Here is an 18,541-nt window from a genome sequence, read left to right as displayed (position 1 = left end):
GTCAGGCCTTCTTCAAGCGCGAGTTGTGCATGCTGTAGCCGAAGTAAGTCACCACCGCCACCAGCATCCAGATGGTGAAAATCACCTTGGTGGCGTGCGACAGGTTGACCATCAGGTAAGCGCAGGCGCCGATGCTGAGGGCCGGCACAAAGTAAGGTCCGAACGGCACGCGGAAGCCGCCCTTGGTCGGAATGCCCGCCTCGCGGTCCTTGCGGCGCAGGACCGGCACCGCCACGGACACGATGATGAAGGCGGTCAGCGTGCCCATCGAAACCATGTCCCACAGGAAGGTGGAATCGACCAGGCCGGCCACCACGCCCACCACCAGGCACACGATCAGCGTGTTGCTGACCGGGGAATGGGTTTTCGCGTTCACCTTCTGGAAAGTCTTCGGCACCAGGCCGTCCTTCGAGATGGCGTACAGGATGCGGGTCTGGCCGTAGATGGTCACCAGCGTCACCGAGAACACCGAGATCACGGCGCCCGCCGACAGCACCAGCGCGGGCCAGGCCTTGCCGGTGACGTTCTGCAGGATCACCGCCAGGCCGGCGGCCTGGCCTTCGAACTTGTGCGCCGGCTGGGCGCCCATGGCCGCCACGGCGACCAGCAAGTAGAACACGGTGACAATGACCAGCGCACTCAGGATGCCGATGGGCACGTTGCGCTTGGGGTTGCGCACTTCCTCGCCGGCGGTGGCGATGGTGTCCAGGCCGATGAACGAGAAGAACACCGTCCCCGCCGCCGCCGCGATGCCGGTGGCGCCCGGCAGCCACTCGCCGCTCACCGGTTTCAGGAAGGGTGTGAAGTTGTTGGAATCGAAGCCGCTCAGCGCGACGGCGGCGAAGAAGACCAGGATGGCCAGCTTGACCAGCACCATGATGGCGTTGGTGGTGGCCGATTCCTTGGTGCCGCGCACCAGCAGCACGCAGCACATGGCCACCAGTATCATCGGGGGCAGGTTGAAATGGCCGACGTTCCATGCCCAGCCGGTGGGCGTGGCCAGGATCAGCGGTGTGCGCAGCGTCTCCGGGATCTGCCAGCCGATGGCGTTGACCAGGAAGTTGTTCAGGTAGTCCGACCAGCCGATCGCCGTGGCGCTGGCCGCCAGCCCGTATTCAAGCAGCAGGCAGAAAGCGACGATGAAGGCCAGGAACTCGCCCACCGTGCTGTAGGCGAAGGAATAGGCGGAACCGGAAGCGGGAATGCGGAACGACAGCTCGGCGTAGCACAGCGCGGTCAGGCCGGCAGTGATGGCCGCCAGCAGGAAGGACAGGATCACCGAGGGGCCGGCCTTGGGCACCGCTTCCACCATGGTGAAGAAAATGCCGGTACCGATGGTGGCGCCGACGCCTATCATGGTCAGCGAAAACAGGCCCATGGAACGGGCCAGGCCTCCGGTATGGGTGTCGCCCTGTTCGGCGTGCAAACCGACCGGCTTGGTACGGGTCAATTTCTGGGCCAGCGTTTGAGTCACAGGCATTCCTTGTATGGTGTGTAGCCGCCGCGCCGGTTGTGCCGCCGCGCTCTGCTGATGGGTACGGTCAAAAACAAGCGATTATAGGGCCTTACGCCGCGCTCGCCATGAGGATTTTTGTACAAGAATGACAACTGTGTTGTTGCGTTAAGACGCAGGCCGGCCGCCTCCGTGCCCCCGGCCCTCAGCGCTGGCCCAGGCGCGTGCTGCCGAACAAATCCTTCAGTTCGCGCGGCTGTGAACGCCAGTACTGCGGCGGCGCCTGCACCTGCGCGCCCAGTTTGGCCGCCGCGTGCCAGGGCCAGCGCGGGTCGTACAGCATGGCGCGCGCCAGCGCCACCACGTCCGCGTCCTCCTGCGCCACGATGGATTCGGCGTGCTCCGGTTCCGTCACCAGGCCGACGCCGATGGTCGGCAAGCCGGTGGCGTGCTTGATGCGGCGGGCGAAATGGATCTGGTAGCCCGGCCCCAGCGGAATCTGCTGCAAGGGCGAGATGCCGCCGCTGGACACGTGGACGAAGTGCGCGCCGGCCTGCTGCAGTTCGCGCGCGAGCACCACGCTCTGCTCGATGTCCCAGCCGCCCTGCACCCAGTCCGACGCCGAGATGCGCATGCCCACGCACACCGACTCCGGCACCGCCGTCCGCACCGCGCGCAGCACCTCCAGCGGAAAGCGCATGCGGTTCTCCAGCGTGCCGCCGTAGCGGTCCGTGCGCTGATTGGACAGCGGCGACAGGAACTGGTGCAGCAGGTAGCCGTGCGCGCCGTGCAGCTCGATACCTTCGATGCCCAGCGCATGCACGCGGCGCGCCGCGGCCACGAAGTCATCCTTCACGCGCTGCAGTCCCGCCTCGTCCAGCGCCAGCGGGGCGTGCTCGCCCGTTGCATGCGGCACGGCGGACGGCGCCACGGTCTGCCAGCCGCCGTGCGCGGGCGGCACGCTGGCGCCGCCCTCCCAAGGGCGCTGGCTGGAAGCCTTGCGGCCGGCGTGCCCCAGCTGCACCGCCAGCGGCATGGCCGAATGCTTGCGGATGGCCTGCACCACCGGCGCCAGCGCGGCCTGGTGCGCGTCGGACCACAAGCCCAGGTCCCAGGCCGAAATCCTGCCCTCGGGCGACACGGCGGTGGCCTCGGTCATCAGCAGGCCGGCGCCGGACAGCGCCAGCTGGCCGAGGTGGATCATATGCCATTCGGTGGCCAGGCCGTCCTCGGCGGAATACTGGCACATGGGCGCGATGGCGATGCGGTTCGCCAGCGTCAGCGGGCCAAGTGCGTAAGGGGTGAACAGCTGGCTCATGAAGCGCTCCAGAAGGGAAAAAATGCCAGTGTACCGCCACTTCAAGTGGCCAGTTACAGTTGCTTACTTTTGATACAGGGCCATGTATAGCTTGCGGCGTGCCGGATCGTTAATCTTGAGTCTCGGCAAAATAACAAAGGAGATCATCATGGCGATCATCAAAAAAATCCCCACTGTCAGCAACCGCTTCTCAGCGCTGAGCGCAGTTGCGGCGATCTCCGTCATTATCCTGTGCATGGCCGGCACCGCCGCCATCGCCGGCTGGCTGCCTGCCCACCCGCGCGCGGCAGGACAGGACACACCGGATAATGACTTGCCGCCGGTTTCTTCCGCTCCCCAAGCGTCGCCGATTGCGGCTCCGGTTGCAGCACCCGTTGCTGCCCCTGCGCCCGACCGTTCCATGCAGCCGCGCGTGCGCCGCGCCGCGCATGTGACCTCTACAACCTGAGCGCAAAAAAACAACAGCACTCCAGAGCAACTTTCAATTGAAAAGGGGGCGGCGCCATAGGGCGGCGCCCCCTTTTTCACGCCCGGGCATTTCTGCCCATTTTTTTTGCTTTGTTTTACCTATGAAACGCTGATTTTTATTTGAGACAAAAAGCTGGATTCTCGAAAAATGTCTGCTATATTTCAATCACATTACAACCCACATACGAAGCGTTGTTTTATATGTGGAACATATGATTGTGAGAGAAATGATGATCGAAATCGAATTCCGCAACGTCGGCAAGAGTTTCATCGACCGGCAAACCTCACAGCCGCGTTCTGCGGTTACCAACGTCAACATTTCCATTCGCAGCGGAGAAGTCGTGTCCATCATCGGTCCGTCCGGCTGCGGCAAAAGCACACTGCTGAACATGGGCGCCGGCTTGTACCTGCCGACGGTGGGCGAGGTGTACGTGGGCGGCGAACTGGTGACCAAGCCGGTGAAGAAAGTGGCCTTCATGCTGCAAAAGGATTTGCTGATGCCATGGCGCACCATCCGCGCCAACGTGGGGCTGGGCCTGGAGATCGACGGCGTGTCCGCCAAGGAGCGCGACCAGGCCGCCAATGCGCTGCTGGCCAAGTGCCACCTGAAAGGCTTTGAAAGCCACTACCCTTACCAGCTGTCCGGCGGCATGCGCCAGCGCGCGGCGCTGGCCCGCACCCTGGCGGTGGACCCGCATGTGCTGCTGCTGGACGAGCCATTCTCCGCGCTGGACGCCCAGACCAAGATGATCCTGCAGCAGGATCTGGCACAGATGCTGTACGAGAAGCAGCGCACCGCGCTGTTCATCACCCACGACCTGATCGAAGCCATCGCCTTGTCCGACCGCCTGCTGGTGATGAGCGAGCGCCCCGGCACCGTGATCGAGGAAATCGTGGTCGATCTGCCGCACCGCAACGATCCGCTGGCGCGCCGCAAGCTGCCCGAAATCGGTCCCCTGGCGGGACGCCTGATGGAGCTGCTGAAAGTGGGCAAGGACCAGGAAGCCGAACTGCATTAATCCATACCGAACGCCGTTTCGATACTAATCAGGAGTGTATATGAGCATGCATAAAATCCTCGCCTCGGCCGCCTGTGCCGTCGCCATGGCCTTCGCCGCCGCACCAGTGCTGGCGGCACCTGAAGAAGTCACCTACCTGCTGCCGGCGCCGCCGAACACCCCGGCCTTCGCGCCGTGGATGATCGCGCAGCAGAAGGGCTACTACGCGGAAGAGAACTTGAAAGTGAACTTCGTGGCGGCCAAGGGCGGCGTGGACGTGGCCAAACAGATCGGCGCCGGCAACGCGGTGATCGGCGGCGCCATCGGCGACACCCCCATCATCGTGCGCGCCAACGGCGTGCCGGTGAAAGCCATCGCGGTGCTGGGCGCGGGCTCGCTGACCATGGTCGGCGTGCACCAGGGCGGCGGCATCAAGTCGCTGGCCGACCTGAAGGGCAAGACCATCACCGTCATGTCCTACACCGACACCACCTACTACGCACTGCTGGGCAATATGAAGCACGTGGACCTGGGCAAGAGCGACGCGGCGATCCAGGCCGCCGGCCCGTCCGGCGTGTGGCAGGTGTTCGCGGCCGGCAAATCGCAGGCGCTGGCCGGCGTGCCGGACTGGATCGTCAGCGCCACCGACGCCGGCGCCAAGGTGGACATCATCGAGACCAACGGCTTCAAGTCCATGGCGCAGGCCATCCTGGCGTCCGACGACACCATCAAGAACAAGCCGGAACTGCTCAAGCGCCTGGTGCGCGCCACGCTGCGCGGCATGGAAGACATCATGAAAGATCCGAAGGCCGCCACCGCCGCCTACGTCGAAGCCATCCCTTCCTACAAGGGCAAGGAAGCGAGCATCGAGCAGATCTTCAATATGTACCGCAAATATGTCTACGCCAACCAGAAGCCGCTGGGCCAGATCGACGGCGCGCGCATGGAAAGCGTGCAGAAGTTCTATGTCAGCGAAGGCATCGTCTCCAAGGCGGCCGCCGTCAACGACCTGTTCACCAACCAGTTCATCGGGACGGCGCGCTAAATGGATACCGCAACTTCAGCCAATTCAGTCTCCCCCGCCATCATGACCACGCCCGCCAAGACCGCCCCGCTGCTGAGCGAAAAAACGCGCACCGTGCTGGGCAGCCTGCTGGTGCTGGCGATCTTCCTGGCGGCCTGGGAATGGGGTCCCGGCGCGCTGGGCATGCCCGAGTTCATCCTGCCCCGCTTCTCGCGCGTGCTGCAGGAATCGGTCTTCATGTGGAAAAACAGCGACCTGCTGGGCCACTTCGGCATCACCGCCATGGAAGTGGTGATCGGCTTCGCGCTCGGCTCCCTGCTGGGACTGGCGGTCGGCGTGGCGCTGGGCCTGTCGCCGCGCGCCGAAGCCATGCTCTCGCCCTACATCCTGGCGCTGCAGATCGCGCCGAAAGTCGCCTTCGCGCCGCTGTTCGTGATGTGGCTGGGCTACACCATCTACCCGAAGATCATCGTCGCGGTGCTGATCGTGTTCTTCCCGGTGATGATCAACGTGCTCTCGGCCATCCGCACGGTGGACCCGGACATGGTGAACCTGGTGCGCACGCTGAACGCGTCGCGCTGGCAGATCTTCTGCCTGGTGGAATTCCGCTCCGCCATGCCGGCCCTGTTCTCCGGCCTGCGCATCGCCTCCACCCTGGCCGTGATCGGCGTGACGGTGGGCGAACTGGTGGGCGGCAACCAGGGCCTGGGCTTCCTGCTGGTGGACGGCGAGGGCCAGGGCAACACCGCCGCCGTGTTCGTGGCCATCTGCGCGCTGACGCTGACGGGCATCGTCACCTACGGCGCGGTGGTATGGGCCGAACGGCGCGTGCTGCACTACCTGCCTAAAGCAGCAACCAGCACGAAATAAGGAGGCGCTTCAGATGACTACTATCCAACTCCTGGCCGGCCGCAAGGTGCTCGTCACCGGCGCTGCGCGCGGCCTGGGCCTGGCCTTCGCCACCGCCATCGCCGAGGCCGGCGCTACCGTGGCGCTGGCTGACATCCTGCACGACACGCTGGCCGCTTCGGTGGCGGCGCTGCGTGAACGCGGCCTGCAGGTGCACGGCTTCCCGCTCGACATGGCCGACCCGGCTTCGATCGACGCCTGCGCCGCCGCGGCGGTGGCCCGGCTGGGCGGGCTCGACGGCCTGGTCAACAACGCCGCCATCACCAATTCGGGCGGCAGGTCGTCCGAGCAGATCGAGATCGCCATGTGGGACAAGGTGATGGAAGTAAACGTGCGCGGCACCTGGCTGATGACCAACGCCTGCCTGCCCGCGCTGCGCGCCTCCGGCAGCGGCGCCATCGTCAACCTGGCATCGGACACGCCGCTGTGGGGCGCGCCCAACCTGATGGCCTACGTGGCCAGCAAGGGCGCCATCATGGGCATGACCCGTTCGCTGGCGCGCGAGGAAGGTGCCCACAACATCACCGTCAACGCGGTGGCGCCGGGCCTGACCAAGGTGGAAGCCACCGAGTACGTGCCGGCCCAGCGCTACCAGACCTACCAGGACGGGCGCGCCCTGCAGCGCCTGCAGGTGCCGGAAGACGTGACCGGCGCGGTGCTGTTCGCGCTGTCCGGCCTGTCCCGCTTCGTCACCGGCCAAGTCCTTGCCGTCAATGGCGGCTTCGTAATGAACTAAATCAGGAGCATACAAATGAGCGACGTATCCGAACAAAAGCAGATCCAGCGCAGCTGGGACCAGCCGCAAGGCGCCTCCTTCGAGGAATGGATGAACACGCGCGTGGCGCGCTTCTCCACCCGCAAGTACGACTGGAACGCGCTGAAATTCCAGGCCGACTACGATCCGAAGTACCGCCGCGCGCAGATGCGCTACATCGGCACCGGCGGCACCGGCGTGGCCAACGACAGCAGCGTGATCCCGTCCGAGCACTTCACCTTCTCGACCATGATCATCCCGGCCGGCCATGAAGGCCCGCCGCACGTGCACGTGGACGTGGAAGAAGTGTTCTTCGTCCTGCGCGGCAAGCTGAAGCTGGTGCTGGAAAAGGACGGCGAGCGCTTCGAGACCATCCTGACCGACCGCGACGTGGTGTCGATTCCGCCCGGCGTGTACCGCGAAGAGATCAATATCGGCGAGGAAGACGCGCTGATGTGCGTGATGCTGGGCGCGCAAAAGCCCATCACGCCAACCTATCCGCCAGAGCACCCGCTGGCCAGCATCAAGCGAGGCTGAGATGAACTTTGCCGGCATCAGCGCCATGGCACCGGAAGCGGACGGCTTGCAATACGCCCTGTCCCTGCTGGAGCGCCATTTCGCGGAACGCACGGTCGCCGTTGAAGGCGGCATGGTGAGCTACCGCGAAATCGCAGCCGCCCCGGGCGCGCCAGGCGTGCCGCCGGCGCCCGCCGCGCAGTCCGCCACGCAGTCAACCGTAGTGCTGCTGCACGGCATAGGCTCGGGCGCCGCCTCCTGGCTGCCCTGCGCGCTGGAGCTGGCCGCCGCCGCACCGGGCAGCCGCGTGATCGCATGGAACGCGCCCGGCTACGGCAGCTCCTCCGTGCTGGCCGCAGCGCGTCCCGGCGCGGAAGCCTACGCCGCCCGCTTGCGCCAGATGCTGCAGGCACTGGGGGTACTGGACTCCGGCCGCTTTGTGCTGGTGGGCCACTCACTGGGTGCGATGATGGCCTGCGCCTACGCCGCCGCCCACCCTGCCACGCTGGACAAGCTGGTGCTGCTCAGCCCAGCGCGCGGCTACGGCCAGGCGGCGCGGCTGGCGCAAGGTGCGCAAGTGGCGCGCGAGCGCCTGTCCACGGTCGGCGAACTGGGTGTGCACGGCATGGCCACGCAACGCTCCAGCCGCCTGTTGTCGGGCAATGCCGGCACTACCCAGCGCGACTGGGTGCGCTGGAACATGGCGCAGCTGAACCTGCCAGGCTACACCCAAGCCGTGCACCTGCTGTGCGGCGACGCCATCGACAATTATGCGCTGTCCGGCGCGGTGTGCGCGGTGGCCTCGGTCCATTGCGGCAGCGCCGACAACGTCACCACGCCGGCCGATTGCCGCCTGGTGGCCGAACACCACGGATTGCCGTTCGCCCTGATCGACCAGGCAGGCCACGCCTGCTACGTGGAGCAGCCCCAGGCTGCCGCGGCGGCCATCCTGAACTAAACCATTACAACTTACGGGACCAAACATGAACAACAAGCCTGAACAAGCGGAAGATGACAGCGCCGACAAATACACGGTGCCCGGCCTCGAACGCGGCCTGCGCCTGCTGTGCGAATTCAGCCGCCACGAGAAGACCTTGTCGGCGCCGGAACTGGCCAAGCGCCTGGACGTGCCGCGTTCCACGGTGTTCCGCCTGCTGACCACGCTGGAGCGCATGGGCTTCGTCGAGCGCGCCGAAGGCGGCCGCGATTACCGCCTCGGCATGGCCGTGCTGCGCATGGGCTTTGAATACCTGGCTTCGCTGGAGCTGACCGAGATCGGCCGCCCGCTGCTGGAACGGCTGCGCGACGAAATCGGCTACTCCACCACGCTGGTGGTGCGCGACGCGCGCAACATCGTCTACGTGGCCAAGTCCAGTACCCCGGCGCCGTTCGTCAGCACCGTCAACGTCGGCACCCGCCTGCCGGCGCACGCCACCGTACTGGGCCGCGTGCTGCTGCAGGACCTGACCCTGCCGCAGCTGCGCGAGCTGTATCCGGAAGAGCACCTGAAGGTGTACTCGGACAGCACGCCGCACACGGTACTGGACCTGTTCAACATGCTGCAGCAGGACCGCGAACGCGGCTACGTGTGGGAACAGGGCTTCTTCGAGCGCGGCATTTCCACCATGGCCGCGCCGGTGCGCGACCACAGCGGCAAAGTGGTCGCCGCGCTGGGCGCCACCATCCCCGACCAGCAGATCGGCACCGGCCACCTGGAGCGCATCGTGGCCCAGGTACGCGGCAGCGCGGACGAGCTTTCCCGCCTGCTGGACCATGCGCCGACCGAAACCGCGCAAATCGTCAACCTCTGGCAGCGCTGATTTTACGGAGCACATGATGAGCATGACTAATCTTGCAGGCCGGGTAGCGGTGGTGACGGGCGGTTCGTCCGGCATCGGCTACGCGACCGTACAGCTGCTGCTGGAAGCCGGCGCCGCCGTGGCCCTGTGCGGCCGCGACGCCGCCCGCCTCGAATCGGCTGGCGCCGAACTGCGCGCGCAGTTCCCCGCCGCGCGCCTGCTGGCGCAAACCTGCGACGTGCTGGCGCCGGAACAAGTGGCGGCATTCGCTGCCCGCGTGCAGCGGGAACTGGGCGCCGCGTCCATCCTGGTGAACAATGCCGGCCAGGGCCGCGTATCGACTTTCGCCGATACCGCCGACGAAGCGTGGATGGAAGAACTGCGTTTGAAGTTCTTCTCCATCATCCACCCCACCCGCGCCTTCCTGCCGCAGCTCAAGACCGGGCCCGGCGCCGCGGTGGTGTGCGTCAACTCGCTGCTGGCGGTGCAGCCGGAGCCGCACATGGTGGCCACGTCCGCCGCGCGCGCCGGCGTGCACAACCTGGTGCGCTCGCTGGCCACCGAATTCGCGCCGGACGGCGTGCGCGTGAACGGCATCCTGATCGGCCTGGTGGAATCGGGCCAGTGGAAGCGCCGCTTCGACGCCCGTCCGGAAGAGGACCAACACCTGGACTGGGCCGCGTGGACGCGCCGCCTGGCACAGAAAAAACAGATTCAAATCGGCCGTCTCGGCCTCCCCGAAGAAGCAGCGCGCGCCATCATGTTCCTGGCCTCTCCGCTCTCTTCCTACACTACCGGCAGCCATATCGACGTCTCTGGAGGACTTTCACGCCATGTCTAATACCAATCAAATCACCGTCGGCGGCGCCATTGCCGCTTTCCTCGAGCAGTGCGGCGTGAAAGCCGCCTTCGGCGTGATCTCCATCCACAACATGCCCATCCTGGACGCCTTCGGCGAACGCGGCCAGATCCGCTTCGTGCCGGCACGCGGCGAAGCGGGCGGCGCCAACATGGCCGACTCCTATGCCCGCAGCACCGGCGGCCTGGGCGTATGCCTGACCTCGACCGGCACGGCGGCCGGCAACGCCGCCGGCGCCATGGTGGAAGCGCTCACCGCCGGCACCCCGCTGCTGCACCTGACCGGCCAGATTGAAACGCCTTACCTGGACCAGAGCCTGTCCTATATCCACGAGGCGCCGGACCAGCTGACCATGCTCAAGGCCGTGTCCAAAGCCGCTTTCCGCATCCGCAGCACGGACACCGCGCTGAGCACCGTCAAGCAGGCGGTCCAGATCGCGCTGACACCGCCGATGGGCCCGGTCAGCGTGGAGATCCCGATCGACATCCAGGCCGCGCTGATCGACATGCCGTCCGACTTCAAGCCGCTGCCCATCCAGCGCAACGAGCCGTCGGTGCACGCGCTCGACGAACTGGCCGCGCAGCTGAAGAAGGCCAAGCGCCCGATGCTGTGGCTGGGCGGCGGCAGCCGCGGCGCCTCGAAGCAGGTGCAGCGCCTGCTGGACATGGGCTTCGGCGTGGTCACCACCACCCAGGGCCGCGGCGTAGTGGCCGAAGACGACCCGCGTTCGCTGGGCGCCTTCAACCTGCATAAGCCGGTGGAGAACTTCTACCAGACCTGCGACGCCATGCTGGTGGTGGGTTCCCGCCTGCGCGGCAATGAAACGCTGAAGTACGAACTGAAGCTGCCGCGCGCGCTGTACCGCATCGACGCAGATCCGGCCGCCGAAGGCCGCTGCTACAAGAGCGACTACTTCGTCTGCGGCGACGCGGAGCTGGCGCTGGAAGCGCTGGCCGACCGCCTGGAAGGCAAGATGAGCATCGACCCGTCCTTCATCGCCGACCTGCAGGCCGCCCGCGCGGTGGCGGTGGCCGGCCTGGTCGACGGCCTCGGCCCCTACAGCGCGCTGGTGGACCAGCTGCAGGAAGCGGCGGGCCGCCGCTTCAACTGGGTGCGCGACGTGACGGTGTCGAACTCCACCTGGGGCAACCGCTACCTGCGCATCTTCGATCCGCTGGCGGGCGTGCATGCACTGGGCGGCGGCATCGGCCAGGGCCTGGCCATGGGCATCGGCGCAGCGGTCGGCGCGGCGGTGACCAAGTCGGGCAAGAAGACCTTCACGCTGGCCGGCGACGGCGGCTTCATCCTGAACCTGGGCGAGCTGGCCACGGCAGTGCAGGAAAAGGCCGACATGGTCATCGTGCTGATGAACGACAAGGGCTACGGCGTGATCAAGAACATCCAGGACGTGCAGTACGGCGGCCGCCGCCACTACGTCGACCTGCACACGCCGGACTATGCCGAGCTGTCGCACTCGCTGCAGCTGCGCCACGCCCGCGTGAGCAACCTGGCCGATGCCGGCCAGGCGCTGCGCACCGCGCTGTCCGAACCGGGTCCCTTCCTGCTGGAGATCGACATGCTGTCCATCGGCAGCTTCAAGACCGCCTTCGCAGGTCCGCCGGTGAAGGCAGCCGCGCCGGCCGAAGCCGCCACCGCCACCGCATAAGGAGAGCCCGCCATGCTGCATGTATCGATGATAGGTTGCGGCGCCATCGGCGTCGGCGTGATGGAGCTGCTGAAAAGCGATCCCGAGGTGGTGTTCGACCTGGTGATCGTGCCGGAGTCCGGCCTTGAGCACGCCGGCGCCACCGTGCGCGAACTGTGCCCGCACACCAAGGTGGGCGTCGGCCTGAACGGCAGCCGGCCCGACCTGCTGATCGAATGCGCCGGCCACCGCGCCATCGAGGAACACATCATCCCGGCGCTGGAGAGCGGCATTCCGTGCATGGTGGTGTCGGTGGGCGCCCTGTCCGAGGAAGGCCTGGCTGAAAAACTCGAACAGGCGGCGCAGCGCGGCAAAACCCAGGTGCAGCTGCTGTCCGGGGCGATCGGCGCGATCGACGCGCTGGCTGCGGCCCGCATCGGCGGCCTGGATTCGGTGGTCTACACCGGCCGCAAGCCGCCCGGCGCGTGGAAGGATACGCCCGCCGAAAAGCTGGTGGACCTGGACGCGCTGACGCAGGCCACGGTCATCTTCGAAGGCACGGCGCGCGAAGCGGCGCGCCTGTATCCGAAGAACGCCAACGTGGCGGCCACGCTGTCGCTGGCGGGCCTGGGCCTGGACCACACGCAGGTGCGCCTGCTGGCCGATCCCGCCGCGACCGAGAACGTGCACCACGTGGAAGCGAGCGGCGCCTTCGGCGGCTTCGAGCTGACCATGCGCGGCAAGCCGCTGGCGGCCAATCCCAAGACTTCCGCGCTGACGGTATTCAGCGTGGTGCGCGCACTGAACAACCGCGCGCACGCCCTCTCGATCTAAGGCAAGACAGATGAACCCGAACATCACTCAACAAATCTGCGTCGCGGGCGAATGGCGCCTCGGCGGCGGCGACAAGTATGCCACGCTGTATCCCGCCACCGGCGAACCGGTAGCCTACCTGCACGCCGCCAGCGTGGACGACGTGCACGAAGCCATCGAGCGCGCCGACCTGGCCTTCCGCACCAGCGGCTGGGCACAGCGCAAACCGCACGAGCGCGCCGCCGTGCTGAACAAAGTGGCGCAGCTGATCCGCGAACGCGGCGAGGAACTGGCGCAGATGCAGCGCCTGGACAACGGCAAGCCGATCACCGAAACGCGCAACCTGGTGGCCAGCGCCGCCGCCACCTTCCAGTTCTTCGCGGCAGCCTGCGAAACGCTGGAGGAAACCATCACCCCGGCGCGCGGCGACAACCTCACCATGAGCGTCTACGAGCCGATGGGCGTGGTGGCCGCCATCACGCCGTGGAACTCGCCCATTGCCAGCGAAGCGCAGAAGATGGCGCCGGCACTGGCGGCCGGCAACGCGGTGGTGGTGAAACCCGCCGAAGTGACGCCGCTGGCGGCGCTGGAACTGGCCCGCATCTGCATCGAAGCCGGCGTGCCGGCCGGCCTGATCAGCGTCCTGCCGGGCAAAGGCTCGGTGATCGGCGACGCCATCACCCTGCACCCGCTGGTCAAGCGCGTGTCCTTCACCGGCGGCACCAGCACCGGCAAGCACATCGCCCACATCGCGGCCGACAAGATGATGCCGGTGTCGCTGGAACTGGGCGGCAAGTCGCCCACCATCGTGTTCGAGGACGCGGACCTGGACCACGCCGTGGCCGGCGTGCTGTACGGGATCTTCAGCAGCTCGGGCGAGTCGTGTATCGCCGGTTCGCGCCTGTTCGTGGCGCACAGCATCTACGACAGCTTCATGGAGCGCCTGGCCGCCGGCGCCGCCGCGCTGCGCGTGGGCGACCCGGCCGACGAGAAGACCCAGCTCGGCCCCCTGATCACCGCGCGCCACCGCGACAGCATCGAGTCCTATGTGGCGCTGGGCGTGGCCGAGGGCGGCCGCATCCGCACCGGCGGCATGCGCCCGCAAGGCGCCCAGTTCGAGAAGGGCAATTACTACCTGCCGACCATCATCGAAGGCGTGCAGAACGACTGGCGCATCTGCCAGGAAGAGATCTTCGGCCCGGTGCTGGTGGCCATGCCCTTCACAGACGAAGCGGACCTGATCGCCCAGGCCAACGACAGCGTGTACGCGCTGGCCGCCGGCATCTGGACCCAGGACTACAAGAAGGCCTGGCGCTACGCGCGCGCGGTGCAGGCCGGGAACGTGTGGATCAACACCTACAAGCAGTTTTCGATTTCGACCCCGTTCGGCGGCTGGCGCGACAGCGGCCTGGGACGCGAAAAGGGCCGCCTCGGCATTCTGCAATACATGGAACAGAAAAGCGTCTACTGGGGCATGAACGACATGCCGCTGCCGTGGGCGCAGGGAGCAAAGTAATGGACGTACTTGGAATCGACGAGATCACCTACGGCGCGGACGACCTGCCCGCCTGCAAGACCTTCTTCTCCGACTGGGGACTGAAGCTGGTGGAGGAAACCGCAGGCCTGCTGGCATTCGAGACGCTGAACGGCTGCCGCGTGCTGGTGCGCCGCGCGGACGACCCGGCGCTGCCGCCGGCCATCGAAGCCGGTCCCACGCTGCGCGAAGTGGTGTGGGGCGTGTCATCGCCCGAGGTGATGGAGCGCTTCGGCGCCATCGTGCGGGGCCTGCCCGGCGCATACGAAGACGCTGCCGCCGGCCGCATCGGCTGCACCGACCCGAACGGCCTGGCCGTGCGCTTCCAGGTCACCCGCAAGCAGGACGTGGACGTGCAATGCGCCGAGATGAACACCTGGTCGCACCGCCCGCGCGTGAACCAGCGCAGCCCGGCCTACGAGCGCGCCACCCCGATCGAGGTCGGCCACGTGGTGTTCTTCGTGAAGGACGTGGCGGCCTGCGAAGCCTTCTACCGCAAGCACTTCGGCTTTGTGCAGTCGGACAGCTACCCCGGCCGCGGCGCCTTCCTGCGCTGCGCCGACGTGGGCGGCCACCACGACATCTTCCTGCTGCAGACGCCCGATCCGAAGGCCGGCCTGAACCACGTGGCCTTCACCGTGCGCGACATCCACGAAGTGTTCGGCGGCGGCATGCACATGTCGCGCCAGGGCTGGGACACGCAGCTGGGACCGGGGCGCCACCCGATCTCGTCGGCCTACTTCTGGTACTTCAAGAATCCGGCCGGCGGCCTGATCGAATACTACGCCGACGAGGACCAGCTGGACCAGCACTGGGAGCCGCGCGAGTTCGAACCCGGCCCCACGGTGTTCGCGGAATGGGCCATCGAAGGCGGCCTGGATGGCAACACGCGCAGGCAACGCAACGCCAAGGCGCCCGAAGGCAAATTCCTGACCGACAAACCAAAGTCCTGAACGGAGACACATCATGCAAGAACGTTACCTGACCGTACACCAGACCCGCCGCCGTGAACCCACCGGCTATGAGGACTTGCTGGGCGATTCCATCGAACGCGCTTTCGCGTCCGGCATCGCCGACCTCACCGCGCTGGTGGCGCACCTGAACCGCACCGGCCCCGGCTTCCCCGGCGGCGGCGCATGGACCGAAGAAGGGTACCAGGCCGAAGTAGCGCGCCTGGCCGCTGAATGCTGAACAAGGAAGGACAAGCCATGAGAACCGTAGCCAACGATCCAGTAGAAGCCGTCCTCGCCGCCGGCCTGAAAGACCTGTGGTATCCGATCTGCCCGTCCGGCTTTATCGCCGAGCGCCCCGTCTCGCTGCGCCGCCTGGGCCGCAAGTTCGTGCTGTGGCGCGAAGCGAACGGCACCCTGCACGCGCTGGAAGACCACTGCCCGCACCGCGGCGCGCCGCTGTCGAAGGGCATCGTGCTGGGCGACCGCATCGCGTGCGGCTACCACGGCGTGCAGGTGCGCTTCGACGGCGTGGTGACCAGCGTACCGGGCAGCCCGGGCTGCAAGCTGGAAGGCGCCAAAGCCACCCGCTCCTTCCATGTGCAGGAGGCGGCCGGCGCCATCTTCCTGTACAACGCCAGCAAGGATGTGGACCAGCCGCCGCCGCTGGAACTGCCGCCGGAACTGAGCGCGCCCGAGTACTCGAATTTCCTGTGCTACGCCGAATGGAACGGCGACTACCGCTACGTGCTGGACAACGTGCTCGACCCGATGCACGGCACCTTCCTGCACAAGCAGTCGCACTCGATGGCCGAAGGCGAATCCACCGCCGCCTTCCGCGTGCGCGACACCGACACCGGCTTCGTGTTCGAGAAGGAAGGCCAGCGCGGCGTGAACTTCGACTGGACCGAATATGCCGAAACCGGCATCCAGTGGATGCGCCTCGAGATCCCCTATCCGAAGACCGGCGGCCCGGGCGGCAACTTCATCATCATCGGCGGCTACGCGCCGATGGAGGAAGGCGCCACCGCCGTGTTCTTCTGGCGCGTGCGCAAGGTGGAAGGCTGGCAGCGCGACACCTGGCGCTTCCTGTACAAGAACCGCCTGGAAGCGCGCCACTGGCATGTGCTGGAGCAGGACCGCGAGATCCTGGAAGCGATGGAGCCGGACGCCAACCAGCGCGAAATGCTGTACCAGCACGACATGGGCATCGTGCGCCTGCGGCGCCACCTGCGCGGCCTGGCCAAGGCGCAGATCGCCGCCGCCGAAGAGAAGACCGCCTAAGACATCAGAGTATCGGGAGCAATCGCCATGAGCAACAGTCAACAGATCACCGTGCGCGTGCAGGCCATGCGCTTCGAAGCGCAGGGCATCGTCAGCGTGGAGCTGGTGTCGCCGGACGGCGCCGAGCTGCCCGCCTTCGCGGCCGGTTCGCACATCGACCTGCATTTGCCGAACGGCGTGGTGCGCAGCTACTCGCTGTCGAATTCGCCGCTGGAGCGGCGCCGCTACGTAATCGGCGTGCTGCATGACCGGAACTCGCGCGGCGGCTCGCGCTACGTGCACGAGCAGCTGAGGGTGGGCTCCACGATACAGATAGGCGCGCCGCGCAACAACTTCCCGCTCGACGAAACGGCCGCGCACACGGTGCTGATCGCCGGCGGCATCGGCATCACGCCCATCTACAGCATGCTCAACGAACTGCGCCGCATGGGCAAGTCGGTGGAACTGCTGTACTGCGCGCGCAGCCGCAACGAGGCGGCGTTCGTCGACCAGCTGCTGGCCGACGGCCGCGCACAGACCCACTTCGACCAGGAGGCGGGCGGCCCGCCGGACCTGCGCGGCTACCTGGCCGGCAAGTCGGCCGCGGCCCACTTCTACTGCTGCGGCCCAACGCCGATGCTGAACGCGTTCGAAAGCATTTGCGCGGAACTGAAGCTGCCCAATGTGCACATCGAGCGCTTTGCCCCGGCCGAGCCGGTGGTGGCGATGCAGGGCAGCGAGTACGAATGCCAGCTGGCCCGCTCGCAGAAGATGGTGATGGTCCCGGCCGGGAAGTCGCTGCTCGACGCGCTGCTGGAAGCTGGCATCGATGTGGACCACAGCTGCCGGGAAGGCGTGTGCGGCTCGTGCGAAACGGCGGTGATCGACGGCGTGCCGGAACACCGCGACGGCGTGCTGACCAAGGCCGAACGCGAGTCGGGCAAGACCATGATGGTCTGCGTCTCCGGCTGCAAGGGGAACCGCCTGGTGCTCGACCTCTAAGCCACGCGCGCTGCGCTACCGGCACCCGGCCGGTTTTTTTTGCGCCCAATTCAAGTTTGAAACGACGTTTTATCCATGAAACGCGGCTCGCGCCGCCTATAACAAAAGGGGAGTTCCGATGAAGAAGCACATCTACGCCGCAGCAGCAGCAATCGCCAGCACCGCAATCACCGGCGGCGCAGCCCAGGCGCAAAGCAACGTCACCATCTACGGCAGCCTGGATGCGGGCGTGGCTTACGTGAGCAACCTGGCTGGCAAGTCCACCGTGCGCGTCGACCAGGGCACCATGCAGCCGGACCGCTTCGGCTTCCGCGGCGTGGAAGACCTGGGCGGCGGCCTGAAGGCCGTGTTCCAGCTGGAAGGCGGCTTTGCCACCGACACCGGCGCCAGCGTCAACGCCACCAAGCTGTTCAACCGCACCACCATGGTCGGCCTGTCCGGCAATTTCGGCAGCGTCACGCTTGGCAACATGCCGGACATCGTGTTCGACTACGCGGGCAAACTGAGCAACGGCTTCCAGCTGACGAACTTCTACCTTTTCCACCCCGGCAACCTGGACACGCTGGCCAATACCTACCAGTACAACAACGTGGTGCGCTACACCTCGCCTGTCATGAACGGCCTGACCGTCAGCGCCATGGTGGGCATGGGCGAACAGGCCGGCGACAGCAGCAAGGGCCGCAACGTCAGCGCCGGCGCCAACTACGTCAACGGCCCGGTGCGCCTGGCCCTGGCCTACAGCAAGCAGAACGACCGCGCCGCCGGCTATGCGGGCGCCTTCCTCTCCACGCTCAACCTGGGCAACGCCGGCACCGTGTTCGACAGCCTGACCACCTGGGCGGCCGGCGGCGGCTACAAGGTCGGCGACTGGCGCCTGAACGCGCTGTACACGCAAAGCACCGTGGACCTGCCGGCCTCCAGCTTCAAGCAGAAGAACGTGGACCTGGGCGCGGCCTGGAACTACACCCCGCTGAACACCCTGAACATCGGCTTCACCAACTCCAAGCTGGGCGGCGCCAAGTACAACCAGTTCAGCATCGGCAACGCTTACGCTTTCTCCAAGCGCACCGAGTTCTACGTGCAGGCGGCCTACCAGAAAGCCAGCGGTTCGGCGCGCTTCGCGCTGCAGAACAACACCGGCGCGGCCGATGGCCGCAACCAGCTGGTGACCACGATGGGCGTGCACCACTCGTTCTAAAACCTGATCGCAGTGCCACGCCGCGCCGTGCCCCTGTT

At 66.5% G+C, this 18,541-nt stretch carries 19 protein-coding genes; 17 read left to right on the top strand and 2 right to left on the bottom strand.

The genetic code is table 11. The features are described from left to right. Window position 1: 1 nt before the first annotated feature. Together ASD15_RS00390 and ASD15_RS00385 are read right to left on the bottom strand one after the other, a co-directional pair. The gene (locus tag ASD15_RS00390) at window positions 2–1,474 is read right to left on the bottom strand and encodes an APC family permease (protein ID WP_157200778.1); all 1,473 of its coding nucleotides are present in this window, start codon (window positions 1,472–1,474) and stop codon (window positions 2–4) included. 184 nt (window positions 1,475–1,658) lie between these two features. Then, window positions 1,659–2,771, bottom strand: a complete 1,113-nt coding sequence (locus tag ASD15_RS00385; protein ID WP_057152702.1) for an NADH:flavin oxidoreductase/NADH oxidase — start codon at window positions 2,769–2,771, stop codon at window positions 1,659–1,661. Between the two features lie 148 nt (window positions 2,772–2,919). Between ASD15_RS00385 and ASD15_RS32100 the strand changes: the two genes are divergently transcribed. From ASD15_RS32100 to ASD15_RS00300, 17 genes are all read left to right on the top strand, one after another. Then, complete coding sequence (locus ASD15_RS32100; RefSeq protein WP_157200777.1) at window positions 2,920–3,219, top strand: hypothetical protein; 300 nt, start codon at window positions 2,920–2,922, stop codon at window positions 3,217–3,219. Window positions 3,220–3,466: 247 nt separating this feature from the next. Further along, window positions 3,467–4,258, top strand: a complete 792-nt coding sequence (locus ASD15_RS00375) for an ABC transporter ATP-binding protein (RefSeq protein ID WP_229417999.1) — start codon at window positions 3,467–3,469, stop codon at window positions 4,256–4,258. A gap of 46 nt (window positions 4,259–4,304) precedes the next feature. Next, the gene (locus ASD15_RS00370) at window positions 4,305–5,282 is read left to right on the top strand and encodes an ABC transporter substrate-binding protein (protein ID WP_057153601.1); all 978 of its coding nucleotides are present in this window, start codon (window positions 4,305–4,307) and stop codon (window positions 5,280–5,282) included. Then, complete coding sequence (locus ASD15_RS00365) at window positions 5,283–6,131, top strand: ABC transporter permease (protein ID WP_082551444.1); 849 nt, start codon at window positions 5,283–5,285, stop codon at window positions 6,129–6,131. A 13-nt stretch (window positions 6,132–6,144) separates the two neighbouring features. Then, on the top strand, window positions 6,145–6,906 hold the full coding sequence (locus ASD15_RS00360) for an SDR family oxidoreductase (RefSeq protein ID WP_057152700.1): 762 nt from the start codon (window positions 6,145–6,147) through the stop codon (window positions 6,904–6,906). Between the two features lie 15 nt (window positions 6,907–6,921). Next, the gene (locus ASD15_RS00355; RefSeq protein ID WP_057152699.1) at window positions 6,922–7,461 is read left to right on the top strand and encodes a cupin domain-containing protein; all 540 of its coding nucleotides are present in this window, start codon (window positions 6,922–6,924) and stop codon (window positions 7,459–7,461) included. Window position 7,462: 1 nt separating this feature from the next. Beyond that, on the top strand, window positions 7,463–8,398 hold the full coding sequence (locus ASD15_RS00350) for an alpha/beta fold hydrolase (RefSeq protein WP_082551443.1): 936 nt from the start codon (window positions 7,463–7,465) through the stop codon (window positions 8,396–8,398). A 25-nt stretch (window positions 8,399–8,423) separates the two neighbouring features. Then, entirely contained in the window at window positions 8,424–9,260 is an 837-nt protein-coding gene (locus ASD15_RS00345; protein WP_057152698.1) for an IclR family transcriptional regulator, read from the top strand. Window positions 9,261–9,276: 16 nt separating this feature from the next. After that, the gene (locus tag ASD15_RS00340) at window positions 9,277–10,080 is read left to right on the top strand and encodes an SDR family oxidoreductase (RefSeq protein ID WP_057152697.1); all 804 of its coding nucleotides are present in this window, start codon (window positions 9,277–9,279) and stop codon (window positions 10,078–10,080) included. After that, window positions 10,073–11,764, top strand: a complete 1,692-nt coding sequence (locus ASD15_RS00335) for a thiamine pyrophosphate-binding protein (protein ID WP_057152696.1) — start codon at window positions 10,073–10,075, stop codon at window positions 11,762–11,764. Before ASD15_RS00340 ends, ASD15_RS00335 begins: the two co-directional genes overlap by 8 nt. Before the next feature lie 12 nt (window positions 11,765–11,776). Further along, window positions 11,777–12,577, top strand: coding sequence for an aspartate dehydrogenase (locus ASD15_RS00330; protein WP_057152695.1), 801 nt, complete (start codon window positions 11,777–11,779; stop codon window positions 12,575–12,577). A 10-nt stretch (window positions 12,578–12,587) separates the two neighbouring features. Next, window positions 12,588–14,072: an aldehyde dehydrogenase gene (locus tag ASD15_RS00325; protein ID WP_057152694.1), complete on the top strand. Its 1,485-nt coding sequence runs from the start codon at window positions 12,588–12,590 to the stop codon at window positions 14,070–14,072. Beyond that, a complete protein-coding gene (locus ASD15_RS00320) occupies window positions 14,072–15,043 on the top strand; it encodes a VOC family protein (protein WP_057152693.1) in 972 nt (323 codons plus the stop codon). Before ASD15_RS00325 ends, ASD15_RS00320 begins: the two co-directional genes overlap by 1 nt. 13 nt (window positions 15,044–15,056) lie before the next feature. Beyond that, entirely contained in the window at window positions 15,057–15,281 is a 225-nt protein-coding gene (locus tag ASD15_RS00315; protein ID WP_057152692.1) for a recombinase-like helix-turn-helix domain-containing protein, read from the top strand. 17 nt (window positions 15,282–15,298) lie between these two features. Continuing rightward, a complete protein-coding gene (locus ASD15_RS00310; protein WP_057153599.1) occupies window positions 15,299–16,324 on the top strand; it encodes an aromatic ring-hydroxylating dioxygenase subunit alpha in 1,026 nt (341 codons plus the stop codon). Between the two features lie 27 nt (window positions 16,325–16,351). After that, a complete protein-coding gene (locus ASD15_RS00305; protein ID WP_057152691.1) occupies window positions 16,352–17,305 on the top strand; it encodes a PDR/VanB family oxidoreductase in 954 nt (317 codons plus the stop codon). 118 nt (window positions 17,306–17,423) lie between these two features. Then, window positions 17,424–18,503, top strand: coding sequence for a porin (locus tag ASD15_RS00300; RefSeq protein WP_057152690.1), 1,080 nt, complete (start codon window positions 17,424–17,426; stop codon window positions 18,501–18,503). Window positions 18,504–18,541 lie beyond the last annotated feature (38 nt).

Origin of the sequence: Massilia sp. Root351, assembly GCF_001425045.1 — a bacterium.
Classification (GTDB): domain Bacteria; phylum Pseudomonadota; class Gammaproteobacteria; order Burkholderiales; family Burkholderiaceae_D; genus Rugamonas.
Note: the sequence above shows the minus strand (reverse complement) of the source record. Positions and strands in the feature narration are given on the sequence as shown.